Annotated in this window: 15 protein-coding genes; 10 read left to right on the top strand and 5 right to left on the bottom strand. The window is 55.9% G+C overall.

Going from position 1 to position 19203, the window contains the following annotated elements:
* Positions 1 to 74: 74 nt before the first annotated feature.
* Positions 75 to 3215 carry a bifunctional proline dehydrogenase/L-glutamate gamma-semialdehyde dehydrogenase PutA gene (gene putA, locus FIV00_RS26850; protein WP_152503584.1) on the top strand — a complete coding sequence of 1047 codons (3141 nt, stop codon included), beginning with the start codon at positions 75 to 77 and terminating at the stop codon, positions 3213 to 3215.
* A 30-nt stretch (positions 3216 to 3245) separates the two neighbouring features.
* On the opposite strand, the gene FIV00_RS26845 is transcribed toward putA, so the two are convergent.
* The 5 genes from FIV00_RS26845 to FIV00_RS26825 form a co-directional block, all read right to left on the bottom strand.
* The gene (locus tag FIV00_RS26845) at positions 3246 to 4139 is read right to left on the bottom strand and encodes a hypothetical protein (RefSeq protein WP_152503583.1); all 894 of its coding nucleotides are present in this window, start codon (positions 4137 to 4139) and stop codon (positions 3246 to 3248) included.
* A gap of 89 nt (positions 4140 to 4228) precedes the next feature.
* Positions 4229 to 6700, bottom strand: a complete 2472-nt coding sequence (gene hrpB / locus FIV00_RS26840; protein WP_152503582.1) for an ATP-dependent helicase HrpB — start codon at positions 6698 to 6700, stop codon at positions 4229 to 4231.
* Between the two features lie 9 nt (positions 6701 to 6709).
* Positions 6710 to 7750 carry an ROK family protein gene (locus FIV00_RS26835; RefSeq protein ID WP_152503581.1) on the bottom strand — a complete coding sequence of 347 codons (1041 nt, stop codon included), beginning with the start codon at positions 7748 to 7750 and terminating at the stop codon, positions 6710 to 6712.
* Positions 7747 to 8172: a methylglyoxal synthase gene (locus tag FIV00_RS26830; protein WP_152503580.1), complete on the bottom strand. Its 426-nt coding sequence runs from the start codon at positions 8170 to 8172 to the stop codon at positions 7747 to 7749. The genes FIV00_RS26835 and FIV00_RS26830 overlap by 4 nt, the downstream gene beginning before the upstream one ends.
* A 190-nt stretch (positions 8173 to 8362) precedes the next feature.
* On the bottom strand, positions 8363 to 9217 hold the full coding sequence (locus tag FIV00_RS26825) for a DUF1194 domain-containing protein (protein ID WP_209006725.1): 855 nt from the start codon (positions 9215 to 9217) through the stop codon (positions 8363 to 8365).
* A 1148-nt stretch (positions 9218 to 10365) separates the two neighbouring features.
* Between FIV00_RS26825 and FIV00_RS26820 the strand changes: the two genes are divergently transcribed.
* The 9 genes from FIV00_RS26820 (at position 10366) to deoC (ending at position 19192) form a co-directional block, all read left to right on the top strand.
* On the top strand, positions 10366 to 11349 hold the full coding sequence (locus FIV00_RS26820) for a sugar-binding transcriptional regulator (RefSeq protein WP_209006724.1): 984 nt from the start codon (positions 10366 to 10368) through the stop codon (positions 11347 to 11349).
* Between the two features lie 86 nt (positions 11350 to 11435).
* Positions 11436 to 12419, top strand: coding sequence for a BMP family protein (locus tag FIV00_RS26815; protein WP_209007104.1), 984 nt, complete (start codon positions 11436 to 11438; stop codon positions 12417 to 12419).
* A gap of 92 nt (positions 12420 to 12511) precedes the next feature.
* Positions 12512 to 13507 carry a BMP family protein gene (locus FIV00_RS26810; RefSeq protein ID WP_152503578.1) on the top strand — a complete coding sequence of 332 codons (996 nt, stop codon included), beginning with the start codon at positions 12512 to 12514 and terminating at the stop codon, positions 13505 to 13507.
* Positions 13508 to 13574: 67 nt separating this feature from the next.
* The gene (locus FIV00_RS26805; RefSeq protein ID WP_152503577.1) at positions 13575 to 15128 is read left to right on the top strand and encodes an ABC transporter ATP-binding protein; all 1554 of its coding nucleotides are present in this window, start codon (positions 13575 to 13577) and stop codon (positions 15126 to 15128) included.
* The gene (locus FIV00_RS26800; protein ID WP_152503576.1) at positions 15125 to 16231 is read left to right on the top strand and encodes an ABC transporter permease; all 1107 of its coding nucleotides are present in this window, start codon (positions 15125 to 15127) and stop codon (positions 16229 to 16231) included. Before FIV00_RS26805 ends, FIV00_RS26800 begins: the two co-directional genes overlap by 4 nt.
* Before the next feature lie 2 nt (positions 16232 to 16233).
* On the top strand, positions 16234 to 17202 hold the full coding sequence (locus FIV00_RS26795; protein WP_152503575.1) for an ABC transporter permease: 969 nt from the start codon (positions 16234 to 16236) through the stop codon (positions 17200 to 17202).
* A complete protein-coding gene (locus FIV00_RS26790; RefSeq protein ID WP_152503574.1) occupies positions 17199 to 17597 on the top strand; it encodes a cytidine deaminase in 399 nt (132 codons plus the stop codon). Before FIV00_RS26795 ends, FIV00_RS26790 begins: the two co-directional genes overlap by 4 nt.
* A 6-nt stretch (positions 17598 to 17603) precedes the next feature.
* Positions 17604 to 18413 (top strand): purine-nucleoside phosphorylase, encoded by an 810-nt coding sequence (locus FIV00_RS26785; RefSeq protein ID WP_152503573.1) that lies wholly within the window; start codon positions 17604 to 17606, stop codon positions 18411 to 18413.
* Positions 18410 to 19192 carry a deoxyribose-phosphate aldolase gene (gene deoC, locus FIV00_RS26780; RefSeq protein WP_152503572.1) on the top strand — a complete coding sequence of 261 codons (783 nt, stop codon included), beginning with the start codon at positions 18410 to 18412 and terminating at the stop codon, positions 19190 to 19192. Before FIV00_RS26785 ends, deoC begins: the two co-directional genes overlap by 4 nt.
* Positions 19193 to 19203 lie beyond the last annotated feature (11 nt).

Raw genomic sequence — 19203 nt, 5'->3', positions numbered from 1 at the left:
AAATCCTAAGAAACTCGTCTATTTTAGAGAAATGTATTGATCCATGTCCGGAAGCGGACGTTTGGGAGGTTTTCATGACTGCCACTGCTGCTGCCGCGATGATGGGTGATGGTGACATTCTGGTTCCGTTTCGTGCGGACTACGCGCCCGACGACAAGGCGCTTGTCGAGGCACTTCTGAAAGAAGCCGCGTCAGATCCAGTTGTCGAGAAGTTGATCGATCAGCGCGCGCGCGGCCTTATAGAAGATATGCGTTCCGTGCAGGTCGGGCTTGGCGGTGTCGAGGATTTCATGCGTGAGTTTGGCCTGACCACGCGCGAAGGTCTCGCGATGATGGTTCTGGCCGAGGCACTGTTGCGCGTACCGGACGCGGAAACAGCAGACAAACTGATTGAGGACAAGCTGGCGGCTGCCCGTTTTGACGAACCCTCAGATCAGAAATCGGACACCTGGCTGGTCTCTGCATCCTCCTGGGCCCTTGGGATCACCTCTCGTTTGCTGCATCCCGGTGACACGCCGCAGAGTATTCTGTCGAGCCTGGTCAAACGCATGGGAATGCCGACTGTCCGCGTGGCTACCCGTAAGGCGATGCAGCTTCTCGGGCATCAGTTCGTGCTGGGCGAAACCATACAAAAGGCTCTGGAACGCGCGAAAGCGCAAGAAACCAAGGGTTACAGGTATTCCTACGATATGCTGGGTGAAGGCGCGCGTACGGCAAGAGATGCGGAGCGCTATTTCCAGTCCTACGCGAACGCCATTGAGGCCATTGGCAAGTCTGCCGGCGACAAGGACCTGCCGGACCGTCCCGGCATATCGGTGAAGCTTTCAGCGCTTCATCCTCGCTATGAGGCTGTTAATGGTGACAGGGTGCGCGATGAATTGCTTCCGCGACTGCGTGAACTGGTGCAAATGGCCAAGGACCGCAATCTCAATTTCACGATCGATGCCGAGGAAGCCGATCGGCTTGAAATCTCACTGGATGTCATCGCCGCCTTGCTCGCCGATCCGGTTACTGCGAATTGGGATGGTTTTGGACTGGCCGTGCAGGCCTACCAAAAACGAAGCGTGGAGACTATCGACTGGCTGGTGAATGCGGCCAGAACGACAAAGCGCAAGATGATGGTGCGTCTTGTGAAGGGCGCTTATTGGGACACGGAAATCAAGCACGCACAGGAAAATGGAGCTAACGGCTATCCGGTCTTCACGCGCAAGGCCGCTACCGATCTTTCCTATTTGTGTTGCGCCAAGCGGATGCTGGCGGCCCGCGATGTGCTTTATCCTCAGTTTGCTACCCACAATGCCCTTACGGTTGCACAGATCATCGAATTGTCTGGCGGCAAGGCTGAAGGCTACGAGTTCCAGCGTCTGCATGGCATGGGTGAAAGTCTCTATAAGTCTGTGTGTGAGAGAGACGGTTTCCCATGCCGCATATATGCGCCGGTCGGCGGTCACAAGGATCTTCTGGCCTATCTGGTTCGTCGCCTTTTGGAAAACGGTGCGAACTCGTCCTTTGTCACCATTGTCGGTGATGCGTCAGTGCCAACAGAAGCCTTGCTGAAAAGGCCGAAGGACATTCTCGACAATGGTCATCACGCCACAAACAGGTCTATTCCCTTGCCGTCGGATCTTTACGGCTCAAGCCGGCAGAACTCCGACGGTGTCGAATTCGGTCATGCGGTTGAACGCAACCTTTTGGTTGAAGGCATGTGCAAAACCTCTGCTCCATTCACGCAGGCAGCACCTTTGGGAACAGGGCTCTCCAGCGGCGGTGAAGCGCATCCAGTTTTTTCTCCTATGGACGGAACAACCCGCGTTGGCACAGTGAGATTTGCAACCCGGGAAACTGCACAAGAGGCAGTTGCCGCTGCGAGGAAGGGCTTTGAAGCCTGGTCGCGAAGGCCGGTGCATGAACGGGCGGAAGCATTGGCCAGACTTGGCGATTTGCTTGAGGAAAACCGTGACCGGTTGATGATGATCCTGTCCATGGAAGCCGGGAAATGCCTGACCGATGGTATTGCGGAGATCCGGGAGGCCGTCGATTTTTGCCGCTATTACGCGCACGAGGCGCGGACGCTTTTCGGCGAAGGCAGGTTGATGCCGGGACCGACAGGTGAGGAGAACCGATATCGCTATCGCGGCCGAGGTGTTTTTGTCTGTATTTCGCCATGGAACTTCCCATTGGCGATCTTTCTGGGCCAGATCAGTGCAGCGCTTCTGGGAGGCAATGCTGTGGTTGCCAAACCGGCGGAGCAAACTCCGCTGATTGCCTTTGAAACCGCGAAGCTGATGTATGAAGCAGGCGTCCCGGAAGATGCCTTCTATCTATTGCCGGGTGAGGGTGATGTCGGCGCCGCGCTAACCTCTCATCCTGCCGTTGCCGGTGTGGCCTTCACTGGATCGACCGAAACAGCCTGGGCAATAAACGGAACGCTCGCGGCAAAACGCGGGCCGATCGTACCTCTGATTGCCGAGACGGGCGGCATTAATGCGATGATCGTCGACGCGACCGCTTTGCCCGAACAGGTCTGCGACGATGTCATGATGTCCGCTTTCCGCTCGGCAGGCCAACGCTGTTCTGCCCTGCGCCTTTTATACGTGCAGGAAGATGTCGCCGACACACTGCTCAAGATGCTGGAAGGTGCTGCGAAAGAACTCAAACTTGGGGATCCAAGACTGCCGTCAACGGATATCGGCCCGGTGATTGACGAGGACGCGCGCGACAACATCATGGCGCACATCCATGAAATGTCTGAAAGTCAGACGTTGCGATTTGCAGGCGATTTGCCGAGCGGCTCCCTGTCAAACGGCTCTTGGGTTTCACCGCATATTATCGAACTTGATCAGGCAGAAGCGCTGACCCGCGAAGTGTTCGGCCCGGTGCTGCATGTGGTGCGCTACAAGGCAAAGGACATCGACAAGGTTCTCGATCAGATCGCCGACACTGGCTATGGCCTGACGCTTGGAGTGCATAGCCGCATCGACGCGACTGTAAAAAAGGTGGTCGACCGTTTGTCTGTCGGCAATGTCTATGTCAATCGCAACACAATCGGTGCCGTCGTCGGCACTCAGCCTTTTGGCGGATCGGGCCTTTCCGGCACTGGCCCGAAGGCGGGTGGTCCGGTTTACCTCACCCGGTTCGCACTGGAACAGGTGGTGTCGATCAACACGGCAGCAGCCGGTGGCAACGCAAGCCTGGTGGCAGCCTCAGATGATTGAACGCAACAAATATGCGATGATTAGTTTGATTTAGTTGCCCGATTGCGATGTCAGAGCCGTATCGCATTCGGCGAACTTTTTCACTAGCCGGTTGGTTTTTCGAGCATCCAACAACGGACGATAGCCAACCGTGAGACTCAGCGCGAACTGTTCAGTCAATTGATTGTAGGTGCCGTGCATGGACTGGCAGGGCCAGAGCTTGTATTTGTCTTCTTTGTACTTCTCTCGATGGATACTGGACAAGGAATTGATTGTGTAGAGCTTGTACAATTCCCAATGCTGTTCCGTGTACAGATGCCAGATGAGCTCATCGTGCAGATGCATCCAGTTCTGTTCATTTGAGGTTGCCTCGGTCAAAAAGTCAGGGTCGTCGATTGCCATCATTTCACGCAGACTGGTCTCCATCATCTTAAGGTACATTCGATAGACATCAGTTGGTGTTTTGAGATGCGATGGAGGAACTTTGCCAAGTTGGTACTCACAGTCTTCTCGCTTTCTCAAGAAGTCCAAGTACAACTTTGCGGTGAGGCTTGATCGATGCAAGGGGCGTGTTTCGACCAGGGCAATATAGGCAAACTTCCCAAGCGCGGTTGTCGCTTGATAGCATTTCCACACCTTGGCTAGTTCACTGGCCTTTTCGTTGTTCGCAAGTTTTGACGCACCCAGCTCCAAGTCGCGCTCAAACGCTCGTCTGACGGGTTCCTGAATCTCAACGATCTGTTTCAGAATATTCTGGACACTTTTTCGGTGTGTTTCGGGTTCATCTGGACTGCGTAACCCAATTGCTTTGTCTTGTAACGACGCTAATCGGGACATCATGGTCACGACAAGCGAATGGGCTTCATCTTTTCCGATATATTTAGGTTCAGCATTTGCCGTTGCAGACAACAGAATAAATGAGACAAAAAAGAACACTTTCCGCATGGCTTGCGAATCCAAAACAACAGCGCAGCTTAGTTTTCCAAACACATGTTATTTGGTCTTGCAACTAAAAATTGCTTTATCGGTGGCTGTTAGTTTTTCCGAGGCTTCACCCGCCTCGTTGCTTCCGCAGACGTTGGATCATCAGGCCAGGGGTGCTTTGGATAGCGTCCCTTCATGTCGGCCTTCACGTCTTTCCAGGACCCAGCCCAGAAACCGGGAAGGTCCTTCGTGATCTGGATTGGCCGTTGCGCGGGCGACAACAATTCGAGGATCAGCGGCAGTTTACCGCCGCAAACGCTTGGGTGACGGGTCGTGCCGAAAAGTTCCTGAACACGGATCGAAAGCGTTGGACCAGCCTCCGCACCATAGTCAATTGGAACCTTGCTGCCGGTCGGGGCTGTGAAGTATGAGGGCGCAAGTGCGTCAAGACGCGACTGGGCATCGAAAGGAAGCAACACGCTGAGGGCATTGCCGAGCACGGCCACATCGATCGCGCTGGTTCTGGTGATGCCGGCCAGAAAGGGTTGCAGCCAGGTCTCCAGTGTTTCACCTAGAAACGTGTCTGAAAGGTCAGGCAGATCCGACGCGCCGTTTGCGCGTGCATAGGCAACTCGTCTTCGAAGACGCTGTTGGTCCTTGCTCCAGTTAAGACGAGCGACACCACGGCGCCGGACTTCATCAAGAAGCGCTTTTTCGACCGAGGCCGCGTCCGGTGATTGAACGACAACGGATTGAAGCTCAACAGCTTTGTAGCGTTTTACGCGCCTTGCTTTGATTGTACCTTCCGCCGTCAATTGAACTTCGTCTTCCTCAATTATGTCTTCATTGAAAAGGTCCTCGATATCCTCTCTGGAGATCGGCGCACAGAGTTGGATGCGCCCGTTGGCGGCCTTTCCTTGAATATCCGCAACAGTGAGAAAGGGTTCGGCTGCAAGGGCGTGACTGATATCAAGTTCGGCACCACGTCTGTTGGCGAGGCGGAAGCGCCCGGTCTTGCCACGGGCTTGGGCCACGCGGTCTGGATAAGCGAGCGCCAGAAGAAGTCCGGCGCTTTCAGCGTCGATGTCCGATCCCGATCCACCCGCCTGGTGCAGCCAGCGTGCGGCAAGTGTTCGCCCGTCTCTGGCGCGTTGTCCCCTGTCGTTGCGTAGCGATCGCAACCGGGAACGAAGATCGGGGTCCCTGCCGCCAAGCCCCGGTTCTGAGAGCAGCAGCGCAATCAGTGCGGCTGTCATTCCGAGATCGCGGGCAATTCCTTCCAGCAGCATATGCGCAAGACGGGGGTGAAGTGGCAGGTTTGCAAGTGCCTTTCCCGCAGGCGCTAAGCGCCCGGCAGTGTCGAGAGCATTCAGATCGGAGAGCAGGTTTTTGGCTTCATTCCAGGCCGCTGCCGGCGGTGCATCCATGAAGCTGAGGCTCGTTGGATCAAGCGTTCCCCAGGCTGCGAGATCCAGAACCAATCCGGTTAGATCCGCTTCCAAAATTTCCGGTGCTTCCGCCTCCGGCAAGGCCACCGTTTGCGCCTCGTCCCAAAGCCGGTAGCAGATGCCGGCTTCAGTGCGCCCGGCTCGACCTCGGCGCTGATCAGCCGTCGCCCGTGATACACGCACCGTTTCAAGGCGCGTCAAACCGGTTTGCGGTTCATATCTGGGAACCCTTGCAAGGCCACTGTCAATGACCACGCGTACGCCTTCAATGGTGAGCGAAGTCTGGGCGATGGCACTTGCCAGTACAATCTTGCGAGCGTTGGGCGCCGCGGGTTTGATTGCCGCATCCTGTGCTTTGGCATCAAGTCCGCCATAAAGTGGCGCAATCTGACAATTGGCGGGAAGTTTGCCGTCCAGTAAGTCGACGGTTCGTTTGATTTCACCCTGACCGGGAAGGAACACGAGGACGGACCCGTTTTCCTCCTCTACGGCTTGCCGGATAGCGCGTACGATTTGGGGTTCTATGCGTTCTGAGGTCGACCGGCCGAGATACCGTGTTTCAACTGGAAAGCTGCGTCCTTTGCTTTCAATGACCGGAGCTGCGCCCAGAAGATCTGCGACGCCTACGGCATCGAGAGTGGCAGACATTGGCAGAAGGCGCAGATCGTCTCTGAGTGCGGACTGAACATCAAGGGCAAGTGCAAGTCCCAGGTCGCCGTCGAGCGAACGTTCATGAAATTCATCAAATAGAACTGCGGCCACGCTGGTCAGTTCGGGATCCTCCAGTATCAACCGGGTGAATACACCTTCGGTGATGACTTCAATCCGCGTTTTTGCGCTGATTTTGGAGTCCATTCGAACCCGGTAACCAACCGTTTCTCCCGGTTTTTCGCCTAACTCCTCGGCCATGCGCCGTGCCGCCGCGCGAGCAGCCAATCGCCGAGGTTCAAGAACCAGGATCTTGCCGTTGCCGCGCCACGAGGCGTCAAGAAGCGCAAGAGGAACGCGCGTCGTCTTACCGGCGCCTGGGTCAGCAACAAGAACAGCGTTCGCATTGTCTTCAAGCGCGCGCAACAAGTCCTGCAATACACTGTCTATCGGCAATGCGGTCTTGAAGCCAGGCGCGGAAGTCATGGCGTCAGGTCAATTGTCGTTGGCGGAAACCGGTCCGGTCCACTGCCGGCCCTGCATGTCCACCGCAAAAGCGTCTGGCGTCCTGGCAAAGGACGCAAGCCCTTCCAGAGCAGGATTTGGATGGCGAACGATGAAGGTCGGTATCTTGGCCATCAGCGCCTCGTGTGGCGCTTTGGCTTCAAAGGCAGCCCGGAAGTTGCCGTCAGTCAGGAATCTGGTAATTCGGGGCGTCACCCCACCGGTGAGATAAACCCCGCCGCGAGACAGAACGGTCAGGGCGCAATCACCGGCAACCCGGCCAAGCGCGCGGGCAAAGACTTCAAGCGTTTTGACGGCAACCGCGTCATTCTCTTCAGCCGCTTCTGTAATGCTTGCCGGCGTTTCCAATTGTCGCTCGGCCTGCATCCATTCCGCCACGGCGCGCGCGAGGCGGGGCAATCCGGTGCCACTGAGCAATTGTTCCGCACCTACGCGGCCGCCAACCCGTTCAATGTGTGGCCAGATTTCGAAGTCTTCCTTTGTAACCGGGCCGAGCTCCACGTGACCGCCTTCGCCAGGAACCGGGATCCATGTGGCGGCAGCGTGGATCATGGCGGCTGCGCCCAGGCCAGTGCCGGGTCCGAGCACGAATTTTGTGCTGGCCGGACGGACCGCGCCGGACCCTACCTGTTCGACATCTTCACCTGAATAGCCCGGCAGAGCGAGAGCCTGAGCTTCGAAATCATTGAGGACAACAACCTCTTCAAGGCCCAGTTCCGATATCATCTTGAGCGGCTCAATCACCCAGGCCGCGTTGGTCAGGGGAATTTTGTCGCCCGTAACGGGACCGGCCACTGCAATGATCGCTGTCCGTGGTTTGATGTCTGTTTCCGGGAAAACAGTGCCGCGAATTGCAGAACAAATATCAATATGGTCGGCGGTTGCCGTCTTGCCACACATGCGTGTTGGGGCGTCCGGTCCGTCGACAAGCGCAAAACGGGCATTCGTACCACCAATATCGGCAACCAGAACCGGATAGGCAAAAGCCTTGGAACTCTCAGAAAAACTCATGATGCGGTGGAGCCAACTTCAGGTGTCTCAGATGTTGTCTGCAGCCCGGTGAGGCGCGCGGAGCGCAGCAGTATGTCTGCGGTTGATGGGTTCAGAGCCATAGGCATGTCGTAAACAGTGGCAAGGCGCATCAGGGCCTTGACGTCAACATCGTGAGGCATGGGCGAGAGCGGGTCGACAAAAAAGATCAGGCCCTGCAATTTGCCTTCCGCGATCATCGCGCCGAGTTGCTGATCACCACCCAACGGTCCGCTTTTCAGCCTTGACAGCTTGAGAGACGGGCAGGCTTCCAGAACGCGGCCGCCTGTCGTGCCTGTTCCGACCAGATCAAACGCAGCAAGCTTGTCCTCATGCCGCTTGGCAAACTCGACCATGGCGTCCTTTTTGGCATCGTGCGCAACAAGTGCGAGCGTAGCTGGCATGAGGTGTCCTTCTGTTCAGTCACGTACGGCGGGATGTGTTTAGCCCCATTGATCCGATTGCGCAAAGGCAGATCCGCAGTTTATGCAAGATCTGCGCGAATGTAATCGATTACTTCAGACATTGTACAAGGAAAAAAGCCGCGCTCCGGTTGGGAGCGCGGCCTTTGAAACTGGAGAAGACGTGGCTGGGTCAGTCGAAGAGGTCACACCGGATACGTTCGCGCCCCGAAGCTTTCTGGACATGGGGTGCTGGCTTCGGCAAATGGAGGCCTGCAATTTCCATGACCAGTTTCATGCGAATTGCGTCGGCAAAACCTTCCTGTGACCTGACGGGGATGGCAAATGAGCCCGGACCACCGATCACGCAGTCCTCGTAATAATGGTCGAGATGCAGCATGGCCTGCCAGGTGTTCTTGTTGGATTTCATCATCAGCGGAAGACCGTTGATCGTTACGCCGGCTGCGATCATGCGGTCGCGCATTTTCGTCACCGATCCGCCCTGATTGTTCGGGCCGTCTCCTGAAATGTCGATAACCTGGCGCAAGCCGGTATATTCGTTGCTTTGCACCAGTTGGACGGATTTCTCCAGGGCTGACGCAATAGATGTGCGTTGAACCTGCCTGAGGGGTGCCTCAGCAATCTTGGAAGCAAAATGAGAGGCAGAGGAGGCGTCCTGGATCACGGTCCAGTCGGCGACGATGAAGTGCTCGTCTACGCCGCCCCATTCCATGTAGGTGACTGCAACTCGGCCGATGGGACCGACTTGAATGGCGTCCAGAAATTCACTTGAAGTGAGCGCGGCAACATATCCGGCTCGCTGAACTTCCTGTTCGTCCGTATCCATGGATTGGGAGATGTCGACGGCCAGCACAAGTTCAACGTCCACTTCCTTGGCTGGATCATAACTGTAGGCTGTCGAGGAGGTTAGGGCCGGTCGAAAATCACGGGCGGCCGAAGGTGCGGCGAATATAATGGCCGCACAGAAGAGGGACAGTATTGCAGAGACTGTCTGTGCACAGAGCTTCGTCATTATGTCGAGACGCATTGTTTTCTCCTTAAGTCAGCCTTTCGGCTGGTTGCCACGTCTCCCCTGTTATTTTGTCGTTGTATTCCTCATCTAAACATCCCTCGTAATTATTCACGAGGAATGGGCGAATGCCTTGGCTCAGCTTGATATTTTACTTAGCAAGCTACATGCCAACCGTAACGTAATTCGGGTTGGCTGGCAAAATGAATGTGCACGGAGTGCGGCTTCTATCCACAAGTGGTGAGCCCGAAGTCGAATTGCTAGGCAAAATTTTCTGACCAGCCAACTCGCGAAAGATTACCTATACGTAAGCCTATGAAATCGCGGTTGGATCCGCTGTGTTTAACGGCTTCAATTTTTATTGAGTGACGACGTTTGGAAAAGAAAAACCAGAATTGTTGTAAGTGCTCGGACAGAACCCATCTTGAACGCGCGCTTGAAGCAAGAAAAAATGGTTAATCGAATGTTAACTCTAAAAGGAAAGCGTTCAGGTTCGAGTTGAATAAAGGATTGGTTCCGGACCTGTATTTCACCCCTTTTTTGCTAGTCAAAAAACAACTTGAGTTTCCATTTGAAAGCTTTTGGGGTGATCCGGCTTTGCCGGTTCATTTGCGAGGGGATTTGCAGATGGAACGGAAGAGTTGGCCTCCGATGTCGCTTTGTTTGGTTGGCTGTCTGTTGCGCCCAACTGCTCAGGAGAGAAAATCGCTTGAGGTCATTGAAAGTCTCGCATTGGCTGAAATATCCTTGAATGAGAGGCGCATGGAGTGTTTCGGTAAGTCGTTTGCAAAATGAAAGAGGCTGCTTCGTCTATTTGCAAATCGATGGCGCAATCGGCTGCAACGCGGCAGAATTTGCCCAAGGACTGGGCAACTATTTCCGGCTTTTGTTGCAGAATGACGTTGCCTGGGCAGAATTTTCCACCCTGCAGGAGACGGGGTTGTAGCGATCTGCTGCTTTAAAATGCGCCCATTGGCCAGAATTTCGGCAGTTTTTTAGTTGACGACAGCGGTAAGGCTGGTCATGATCTGAATAAATTCTCACTGTGTGAAGAATTTTTCGGAAGCTCGGGAAGCCGGGCCCGCAAAGACAAGGCTCCAAAGAGAGCTTGGCGCAGCCACCGCCGGTCCAAAGGACAGGCGGCAGAGGGGAAGGTTTCGACGCGGATGCAAGCGCGCGACGACGACTGGACATCTTACATGGCCATACGTGCGGCCTGGTTGTCATTCGTGGGCGGCCGGACGCAAGGCGAAATCGCTTCCCAGCTCGGTGTGTCTCCCGCCAAGGTTCACCGCCTCATTGCACATGCCCAGCGCGAAGGCTACGTGAAGTTCCAGGTGGATGGCCGGCCAATGGAATGCCTGAAGCTGGAAAAAGAACTGTCCCATCATTTCGACCTTACAAATTGTATCGTTGCGCCGGACCTTGGTGGGGGTGATGACGAAAGCGCGCTGAGAGCAGTTGCAGTTTCCGCAGCGCAGTTTCTGAGCGGCCTCTTGAGTGGCACGAGCGTCAAACGACTTGGCGTTGGAATGGGACGTACGCTGACAGCTGCCGTGGAGGCACTGCCGAAGGTCTCGCGCACGGACCTGGAAATAATGTCGATCTGCGGATCGCTGACCCGGACGCTTGCGGCAAACCCCTATGACATTGTGCAGAAGATGCAGGAACGCACCGGCGGTATCGGCTACTACCTGCCTGTGCCCTATTTTGCCGAAAATCAGGACGAGAGGGCGATGTTCCTCACCCAGCGAAGTGTTCAGGATTTGATGGAGCGCGCGCGTCAGTCAGATGCATTTCTGATTGGAATTGGCTCGGTTGAAAACGAAGGCCACCTGGTTCAACGCGGCATGATTACAAAGACGGAACAGGAAGGTCTGCTGTCAGGAGGCGCTGTGTGCGACCTGATGGGTCGTTTCCTGACGATAGACGGAAAATTGGCGCCGGACCCGCTGGGCGATTGTGCCGTGGGTTTGCATTTTGAAGAAGTGCGCGGGCGCAGACTGATTGCGCTGGTGGGCGGAGAGAGCAAGGTGGATGCCACGCTTGCTGCTTTGCGCACTGGTGTCATTACCGACCTTGTAACAGACGAGACCCTTGCGAGGGCTTTGAGTGCACGGGTCGGATCGCAACTGGCACAGTCCGCATGAATGCGGCTGGGTCACGAGGGGAAATGGGCAAGCTGAACGCTAAGCCCTGCATGTCGGAGGACATAAACGTGAAAAAGCTTCTTACCATGGGCACGGCGCTCGCCGGTCTGGCCTTTTCTGTCGCTGGCGCGATGGCGGCTGAAATCAAGCCGGCAGTGCTCTACGACCTTGGTGGCCGTTTTGACAAGTCGTTCAACGAGGCGGCCTACACAGGTGCCGAGAAGTTCAAGGAAGACAACGGCGTCGAATACCGTGACTTTGAAATCCAGAACGACAGTCAGCGCGAGCAGGCACTGCGCAACTTTGCAAAGCGCGGCATGAGCCCGATCGTTGCCATCGGTTTCTCGCAAGCCAACGCCGTTGAAAAAGTCGCTAAGGAATTTCCTGACCTTCAGTTTGCTATCGTCGACATGGTCGTGGATCTGCCGAATGTGCGTTCCATCCTCTTCAAGGAGCACGAAGGTTCCTATGTCGTCGGCATGCTGGCTGCAATGGCTTCCGAAACCGGCAAAGTCGGCTTCGTTGGCGGCATGGACATTCCGCTGATCAGCAAATTCGCTTGCGGCTACAAACAGGGCGTCATGTCCGTTAATGCCGATGCTGAAATCTTTGAAAACATGACCGGCACCACCGGCGCGGCCTGGAACGACCCGGTCAAGGGTGGCGAGTTGGCAAAGTCCCAATTCGACCGTGGCGCGGACGTTGTCTACCACGCAGCCGGCGGCACGGGCATCGGTGTTCTTCAGGCAGCAGCTGACGCCGGCAAGCTCGGCATTGGCGTGGACAGCAATCAGAATGCGTTGCATCCCGGTTCAGTTCTGACGTCGATGCTGAAGCGTGTTGATATTGCCGTATATCAGGCATTTGAGGACGCCCAGAACGACGCATGGTCTTCAGGCTTCGAAGTGCTCGGCCTCAAAGAAGGCGGTGTCGACTGGGCACTGGATGACAACAATGCCGAACTCGTCAACGATGAGATGAAGGCAGCTGTTGAGCTTGCTTCCCAGAAAATCATCTCAGGTGAGATTGAAGTCCACGACTACATGTCCGATCAGTCCTGCCCGTTCTAAGGCAGAGTTGAAAAATGACCTCCGTGCTTTTTGTACGGAGGTCACTACTCCTTGAATTTCAAGACCGCTCAACCAGCGTTGTGGGGAGCCGGATGTTCTCTTTCAGGTCAGTTCTTTTTTCCGCTTTGATGGCCACTACGCTATCAGCCACGTCCGCTCTGGCCGATCCGGCGATCGTCTATTCGGTTGGCGGCAAGTTCGACGGATCCTTCAACGAAAGCGCGTTCACCGGTGTTAAGCGCTTCCAGGAGGCCGGTGGCGAAAGCGTTCGCGAATTCGAACTCGAGCGCGATGCCCAAAGTCTGCAGGCACTGCGCAATTTTGCCAGTCGGGGCAGTTCGCCGGTGGTCGCCATCGGATTCAATCAAGCCAATGCGCTTGATCAGGTTGCGCCATCGTTTCCGGAAACGGAATTCGCAATTGTCGACATGGTTGTCGATCAGCCAAATGTCCGCTCGTATGTCTTTAAGGAGCACGAAGGCGCCTATATCGGCGGCCTGCTCGCGGCCATGGCGTCGAAAAGCGGCACCATCGGCTTTGTTGGCGGCATGGATATCCCGATCATTCAACGGTTCCTCTGCGGCTACAAGCAGGGGGCGCTTGATGCAAACTCCGACATCAAGGTCGTCTCGAACATGACCGGCGACACGCCTGCCGCTTTTGCCGATCCGGTGCGCGGCGGTGAATTGGCGACGGGGCAGATCCAGCAAGGTGCAGACGTTATTATTCAGGCTGCCGGCGGCACCGGCATCGGTGTTCTGCAGGCAGCTGCGGATGCCGGCATTTTGGGTGTCGGGACGGATAGCAATCAGAACGGACTGCATCCAGGCAAGGTGCTGACCTCCATCCGCAAACGGGTAGACAATGCCGTTTTCGACAGTTTCACCTCCGCCAAGAACGGAGACTTCAAGCCCGGAATTCAAGTGCTGGGTGTTGCTGATGGCGGCATGGATTGGGTTTTGGATGACGATAACAAGGATCTGATCACTCCAGAGATGAAAGCAGCCGCCGACAAGGCGGTTGCCGGAATTTCAGACGGATCGATCAAGGTTCACGACGTCGTTGCTGATGGAAACTGTCCTTTCTGAGCGAAAGGCCCGTCAGCGGTGAGGGGGCAAGAATGACAAGCAAGAAATGTCAGGCCTGGGGGAAGGCATGAGCGAAACGCCGGCAATTGAACTGCGCAAGATCAACAAGAGCTTTGGAGCGGTCCACGCCAACAAGGATATCGACCTTGTTGTGAAGAAGGGCTCAATTCACGGCATCATCGGGGAAAACGGCGCGGGCAAATCGACGCTCATGTCCATTCTCTATGGCTTCTATTCGGCCGATGATGGCGACATTCTCATCAATGGTGAAAAAGTCACCATTTCAGATTCCAAGGCTGCCATTGGCATGGGGATCGGCATGGTCCACCAGCATTTCATGCTGGTCGATAATTTCTCAGTGCTGGAAAACGTTGTCCTGGGGGCAGAAGACAGTGCATTGCTCGCCGGCGGGCTGTCACGGGCACGCACCACGCTCAAGCATCTTGAAGAAGAATATGAGCTGCGCGTCGATCCGGATGCGTTGATCCAGGATCTTCCTGTGGGGTTGCAGCAAAGGGTCGAAATTCTGAAGGCGCTCTACCGCAGTGCTGAGGTCCTGATTCTGGACGAGCCGACCGGCGTCCTGACACCCGCTGAAGCGGACCACCTCTTCAAGATCCTTGAAGTTCTGAAGAACGAAGGCAAAACGGTCCTTCTGATCACCCACAAGCTGCGCGAAATCATGAAAGTGACCGACACCGTGTCCGTCATGCGGCGCGGAGAGATGGTCGCGACGCGCGAAACCGCAAAAACCTCAATGGAAGAGTTGGCCGAACTGATGGTTGGCAGAAGCGTCCTTCTGCGTGTCGACAAGGACCCGGCTACTCCGGAAGCGCCGGTCATGGAGGTTGAAAACCTGACCGTTACCGACAGCCGCGGAGTGCAGGTGGTAAAGGATGTCAGCTTCACTGTGCGAGCTGGTGAAATCGTCGGCATTGCGGGCGTGTCCGGCAACGGACAGTCAGAACTGCTTGAAACCTTGTCCGGCATTCGTCAGGCCACCAGCGGTACGCTGAAGATTAACGGCGAAACGATCGACCTTGGCACCAGCAGGCTGGATGCCGCCGATATGCGGGCCAAAAGCATGGGACATGTCCCTGAAGACAGACACCGGATGGGACTGATCAATTCCTTCTCCGAATATGAAAACTCCATACTCGGCTATCACCGGGATCCGTCCTATTCGAAGGGCGTCCTGATGGACCTTGCCGCGATCAAGAAAAATGCCGTCGCCGAAATAGAAAAATACGATATCCGACCACCGAACCCGATGCTCAAAACGGCCAATTTTTCCGGCGGAAATCAGCAGAAGATCGTGCTTGCACGCGAAATCGAGCGTGACCCTGAAGTCCTGTTGGTCGGGCAACCGACACGCGGTGTCGACATCGGCGCTATCGAGTTCATCCATCGCCGCCTCGTGGAAATGCGGGATGCGGGTAAGGGGGTGCTCCTGGTGTCTGTTGAGCTGGATGAAATTCGCGCCCTCTCAGACAGAGTTCTTGTGATGTTTGACGGCAAGATTGTCGGCGAACGTGGTGCCAATGCAGAAGAAGGCGAATTGGGCCTGCTGATGGCCGGTGTAGAAGACAACCAAACCGCGGCAGCAGGAGGCACTCAATGAACTCCGGACAGCTTCCCCGCTGGGTCGATTTCGGCCTTATTCCGTTCCTGAACCTGGCCGCTGCCTTTCTGGTGTCAGGTCTTGTTGTGGTTCTGATTGGCGAAAACCCCCTGGAAGCCGTGAAGATCCTGGTTTGGGGGTCTCTCGGTTATGGTGAAGGCATTGGCTTCACACTGTTTTATGCCACGAACTTCATATTTACCGGCCTTGCTGTTGCCGTTGCCTTTCATGCCGGGCTCTTCAACATCGGAGGCGAAGGTCAGGCGTATATAGGTGGTCTCGGCGTGGCCTTTGCCTGTCTCGCACTGGACCATTATGTGCCCTGGTACGTGACACTGCCCTTCGCGATCCTCGGGTCCGCACTGATGGGCGCTGCCTGGGCCTTGATCCCTGGCTGGCTTCAGGCGACCCGCGGCAGTCACGTTGTTATCACGACCATCATGTTCAACTTCATTGCATCGTCTCTGATGGTCTATCTGCTGAACAATATCTTGAAGAAACCCGGGTCGATGCAATCGGAAACCCGCACTTTCGAGGAAGGTGGCCGCCTGCCGTTTCTCAATGACATCTTCCCGTCCTTCGGCTTCGGCTATGCACCGGTCAATCTGTCGCTCTTCGTTGCGTTGGGAGCCTGCGTCCTTGTCTGGCTTCTGATCTGGCGTACCAAGCTCGGGTTCGAAATCCGCTCATTTGGTGCCAATGCGACAGCAGCCGTCTATGCAGGCATTTCGCCCGTAAAAACCATTGTGGTCACAATGCTGATTTCCGGCGGTCTCGCCGGCATGATGGCGATCAATGAGATCATGGGATCTCAGCATCGGCTTCTGATCGACTTCGTGACCGGTTATGGTTTTGTCGGCATCGCAGTCGCGCTTATGGGCCGCGCCCACCCGGTCGGCATCGTTCTCGCGTCGGTTCTGTTCGGGATGCTCTATCAGGGTGGCGCAGAATTGTCCTTCGAAATGCCAAGCATCACGCGTGACATGATTATCGTCATTCAGGGCCTCGTTATTCTGTTCGCCGGTGCGCTGGAACACATGTTCCGGCCAACGATTGTCCGATTGTTTACGCCCTCTAGGGCGCTCAAGGCGAAGGAGGCGTAGACATGTTCGAAGTTTTGATCCTCACGCTTGATTCCACTGTCCGTCTGTCAACTCCGCTGCTTCTGGCCTGTCTGGCCGGTCTTTATTCCGAACGCTCCGGCGTCGTTGACATCGGCCTTGAAGGCAAGATGCTGGGAGCCGCGTTCGGTGCCGGTGCCGTAGCCTATATCACGGCAAACGCCTGGCTTGGCCTGATGGCGGGCATCGCCGTCTCCGTCGCACTTGGTCTGTTGCACGGCTTTGCCTCGATAACCAATCGCGGCAATCAGATCGTTTCCGGTGTTGCCATCAATTTCCTGGCGGCTGGTCTGACGGCGCTGCTCGGCCAGACATGGTTCCAGCAGGGAGGCCGGACACCCTCCTTGCCAGATGGCGGACGTTTCAGGGATATCGTCTGGCCGTTTGCCGAACAGATCCGCGAAGTACCATTTATCGGCCCGCTCTATGGCGAGTTGATTTCGGGACACAACATCCTCGTCTATGCAGCATTTCTTGCTGTGCCGCTGACTTGGTGGGTGCTGTTCCGCAGCCGCTTTGGCCTGCGCCTGCGTGCAGTTGGTGAAAGTCCGGCTGCTGTGGATACCGCGGGCATCTCCGTTACCTGGCTGCGCTACCGCGCTGTTATCGCCTGCGGCATCCTGTGCGGATTTGCCGGTGCCTATCTGTCGATTGCCCAGGGCTCGGGTTTTGGTGTGAATATGACTGCGGGCAAGGGCTTTATTGCACTGGCCGCCCTCATATTTGCCAAGTGGCGCCCGGCCAGCGCAATGTTTGCCTGTCTGCTCTTCGGTTTCCTGGACGCCGTTTCCATCCGCATGCAGGGACAGGAGTTGCCCGGTATCGGTGAAATTCCCGTTCAGTTCTTCCAGGCGTTGCCTTACATCCTGACAGTGATCCTCTTGGCCGGCTTCATCGGCAAGGCGATCCCGCCGAAGGCTGCGGGCATACCGTATCTGAAGGAACGTTCATGAGCGATTTGAACGCCCTCTTTGAAGCTGCAAAGGCGGTTCGCGAAAAAGCCTATGCGCCATATTCGAATTTTCTGGTTGGGGCAGCATTGCGGACCCCCGACGGGGAGGTTTTCACCGGATGCAACGTTGAAAACGCGTCCTATCCGGTGAGCGTTTGTGCGGAAGGTGGTGCTGTCAGTGCTATGATCGCCGCTGGCCATCGCAAGATTGCTGAAGCGGTCGTGATTGGCGATGCGGCTCTATGCACACCTTGCGGCATGTGCCGCCAGCGCTTGAAGGAATTCGGCACGGACGATCTGATTGTCCATGTCGCCGACTTAAACGGCATTCGACGCAGTTTCTCAATGGATGAGCTGCTGCCGGCTGCATTCGAACTCGAAGACAAGAAGGACTGACCCTCCATGAGTGGTTATGGCCGTGAATGTGCGGATATTGTCCGCGCTGCCCGTGAGGGATCCTATAAGATTGGCATGATCCTTGGCTCCGGTCTCGGAGCGCTTGCCGAAGAAATTGAAGACGCCGTGCGAATTCCCTATTCGCACCTGACCGAGTTTCCGATCTCGACTGTGACGTCTCATTCCAGTGAACTGGTCGCGGGGTCGCTTGCAGGTGTACCGGTCGTCATTCTTTCAGGGCGCGCGCACTACTATGAGAGCGGTGATCCGACGGTGATGCGCACACCTGTTGAAACGCTGAAGGAACTCGGCTGCGAGGTCCTGCTTGCGACCAATGCGGCGGGCTCATTGCGGGAAGAAGTTGCACCGGGGTCTCCGATGCTGATTTCCGACCACATCAACTGGTCAGGCAAGAACCCGCTGATCGGCGAGGAAGACGAAAAACGGTTTCTCGACATGAGTGCCGCGTATGACCCGGAACTCCGAGCCGCTATGAAAAAGGTAGCTGCTGAAACCGGCGATCCGGTCGCGGAAGGGGTTTATATGTGGTTCTCCGGTCCATCCTTCGAGACGCCAGCCGAAATTCGCATGGCCAAGATGCTCGGGGCTGACGCGGTCGGCATGTCCACAGTGCCGGAAGTCATCATGGCAAGGTTCCTTGGAATGAAAGTGGCCGCGATGTCGATCATCACCAATTACGGTGCAGGTTTGCAGGCCCATGCGCTGTCGCACGATGAAACCAAATCGGTTGCCCTTCAGGGCATGGAACGCATGAAAGAGCTGGTGCGGGCATTTGTGAAGGAGGTCGGTGAATGAGTGACATGATCGAAATCGCAGCACGTGCTCTCGGATTGGTTGATCTCACCAATCTGAATGACGATTGCACGGCTGACGATATCACTAAGCTTTGCGCACGAACGGTCACAGACCACGGCTCTGTCGCAGCCGTTTGTGTCTGGCCGCGCTTTGTTGCACAGGCAGCCCGGGAACTGACAGGCACAGGTGTCAAAGTGGCAACTGTGGTCAATTTTCCAGCTGGCGGTGAAGATACCGAGGCCGTGATTGCGGAAACCAAACAGGCGATTGCCGACGGCGCAGACGAAATCGACCTTGTCATGCCCTACAAGGCCTTTGCCTCTGGCAGGAAGGGCTTTGCGGAAGAACAGATCATTCGCGTCAAGGCGGTTATTCCGGATGGAGCGCTCTTGAAAGTGATCCTGGAAACCGGCGAGATCAAGGACCCGTTGCTGATCCATGCTGCATCAAACCTGGCCATTGCCGCTGGTGCAGATTTCATCAAGACCTCAACCGGCAAGGTGGCTGTCAACGCGACCCTTGAAGCAGCGGAAATCATGTTGACCGCAATTGAAGAAGCCCGTCGTGACGACGGAGAACGCGTAATCGGCTTCAAGCCTGCTGGCGGTATCAAGACGGCTGAAGACGCGGCTGCGTATCTGGCTATCGCGGACAGGATCATGGGCCATAACTGGGTTTCAGCGCATACGTTCCGTTTCGGTGCGAGTGGATTGTTGGATTCTCTGATTTCCACGATCGAAGGTCAGGAAATCGTAGATCATTCCCATCACGGCTACTAGGACGGCTTCAA

The organism is Labrenzia sp. THAF82 (assembly GCF_009363435.1).
In the GTDB taxonomy this organism is placed as follows: domain Bacteria; phylum Pseudomonadota; class Alphaproteobacteria; order Rhizobiales; family Stappiaceae; genus Roseibium; species Roseibium porphyridii.
This window is presented reverse-complemented; position numbering and strand designations above follow the sequence as displayed.

What these genes read in the sequence shown, in the direction of transcription:
- putA (WP_152503584.1), top strand. Translation starts at nt 75, where the DNA reads ATGACTGCCACTGCTGCTGCCGCGATGATGGGTGATGGTGACATTCTG.
- FIV00_RS26845 (WP_152503583.1), bottom strand. Translation starts at nt 4,139, where the DNA reads ATGCGGAAAGTGTTCTTTTTTGTCTCATTTATTCTGTTGTCTGCAACG.
- hrpB (WP_152503582.1), bottom strand. Translation starts at nt 6,700, where the DNA reads ATGACTTCCGCGCCTGGCTTCAAGACCGCATTGCCGATAGACAGTGTA.
- FIV00_RS26835 (WP_152503581.1), bottom strand. Translation starts at nt 7,750, where the DNA reads ATGAGTTTTTCTGAGAGTTCCAAGGCTTTTGCCTATCCGGTTCTGGTT.
- FIV00_RS26830 (WP_152503580.1), bottom strand. Translation starts at nt 8,172, where the DNA reads ATGCCAGCTACGCTCGCACTTGTTGCGCACGATGCCAAAAAGGACGCC.
- FIV00_RS26825 (WP_209006725.1), bottom strand. Translation starts at nt 9,217, where the DNA reads ATGCGTCTCGACATAATGACGAAGCTCTGTGCACAGACAGTCTCTGCA.
- FIV00_RS26820 (WP_209006724.1), top strand. Translation starts at nt 10,366, where the DNA reads ATGCAAGCGCGCGACGACGACTGGACATCTTACATGGCCATACGTGCG.
- FIV00_RS26815 (WP_209007104.1), top strand. Translation starts at nt 11,436, where the DNA reads ATGGGCACGGCGCTCGCCGGTCTGGCCTTTTCTGTCGCTGGCGCGATG.
- FIV00_RS26810 (WP_152503578.1), top strand. Translation starts at nt 12,512, where the DNA reads ATGTTCTCTTTCAGGTCAGTTCTTTTTTCCGCTTTGATGGCCACTACG.
- FIV00_RS26805 (WP_152503577.1), top strand. Translation starts at nt 13,575, where the DNA reads ATGAGCGAAACGCCGGCAATTGAACTGCGCAAGATCAACAAGAGCTTT.
- FIV00_RS26800 (WP_152503576.1), top strand. Translation starts at nt 15,125, where the DNA reads ATGAACTCCGGACAGCTTCCCCGCTGGGTCGATTTCGGCCTTATTCCG.
- FIV00_RS26795 (WP_152503575.1), top strand. Translation starts at nt 16,234, where the DNA reads ATGTTCGAAGTTTTGATCCTCACGCTTGATTCCACTGTCCGTCTGTCA.
- FIV00_RS26790 (WP_152503574.1), top strand. Translation starts at nt 17,199, where the DNA reads ATGAGCGATTTGAACGCCCTCTTTGAAGCTGCAAAGGCGGTTCGCGAA.
- FIV00_RS26785 (WP_152503573.1), top strand. Translation starts at nt 17,604, where the DNA reads ATGAGTGGTTATGGCCGTGAATGTGCGGATATTGTCCGCGCTGCCCGT.
- deoC (WP_152503572.1), top strand. Translation starts at nt 18,410, where the DNA reads ATGAGTGACATGATCGAAATCGCAGCACGTGCTCTCGGATTGGTTGAT.